The sequence below is a fragment of the Microbacterium sp. K41 genome, from assembly GCF_004794395.1.
In the GTDB taxonomy this organism is placed as follows: domain Bacteria; phylum Actinomycetota; class Actinomycetes; order Actinomycetales; family Microbacteriaceae; genus Microbacterium; species Microbacterium sufflavum.
On sequence record NZ_SSDO01000472.1, the window covers coordinates 1 to 1,192 of the forward strand.

General features: G+C 71.9%; 1 protein-coding gene. It reads left to right on the forward strand.

The window, feature by feature from the left end; translation table 11 throughout:
* Nucleotides 1-1,192, forward strand: a 1,192-nt coding sequence (locus DW309_RS15435) for an aldehyde dehydrogenase family protein (RefSeq protein ID WP_136045882.1), incomplete at both ends; no start/stop codon positions are given.

The window sequence follows — 1,192 nt, forward strand, 5'->3', positions numbered from 1 at the left end:
CCCGCTCCGCGCCGATTTCGAGTTTTCACGGGCCGCGCGCCGGGGACAGCTCATCGAGATCATGGCCAACGAGGCGGGCAAGACCATCGCGGAGGCCGACCCCGAGGTGAGCGAGGCCATCGACTTCGCGCACTACTACGCCGAGCGCGCGAAGGACCTGGAGGCCGTGACGGGCGCGGAGTTCGTGCCGTCGAAGGTCACCGTGGTCACACCGCCCTGGAATTTCCCCGTCGCGATCCCCGCGGGCGGCGTGCTGGCCGGCCTCGCGTCGGGCTCCGGTGTGATCATCAAGCCCGCCAAGCTCACGCAGCGCTGCGGTGCCGTGATGGTGGAGGCGCTGTGGGCCGCTGGTGTGCCGCGCGACCTCCTCGCCCTCGTCGACCTGGCCTCGCGCGACCTCGGCACCCGCCTGGTCGCCAGCCCGCAGGTCGACCGGGTCATCCTCACCGGCGCCTACGAGACCGCGCAGCTGTTCCGCTCGTTCCGGGCCGACCTGCCGCTGCTCGCCGAGACCAGCGGCAAGAACGCGATCATCGTCACGCCCTCCGCCGACCTCGACCTGGCCGCCGCCGACGTCGCCCGCAGCGCCTTCGGCCACGCGGGACAGAAGTGCTCCGCCGCCTCCCTCGCGATCCTCGTGGGCTCGGTCGCGGACTCGAAGCGGTTCGAGCGGCAGCTCGTCGACGCCGTGACCTCGATGCGCGTGGGGCTCCCCGACGACCCCGCCACGCAGATGGGCCCGATCATCGAACCCGCGAACGGCAAGCTGCTCACGGCGCTCACCACGCTCGACAAGGGCGAGCGCTGGCTGGTCGAGCCCCGCAAGCTCGACGACGAGGGGAAGCAGTGGACCCCCGGCGTGAAGACCGGTGTGCGCGAGGGCTCGTACTTCCACCTCACGGAGTTCTTCGGCCCCGTGCTCGGCATCATGCACGCGAAGGACCTCGACGAGGCCATCCGCCTGCAGAACGCCGTGGACTACGGCCTCACCGCCGGCCTGCACTCGCTCGACTCCGCCGAGGTCGCCACCTGGCTCGACCGGGTCGAGGCGGGCAACCTGTACGTGAACCGCGGCATCACCGGCGCGATCGTGCAGCGGCAGCCGTTCGGCGGGTGGAAGCGCTCGGCCGTGGGCGCCGGCGCCAAGGCGGGCGGCCCGAACTACCTGTTCGGTCTCGGCGAGTGGCGGGCG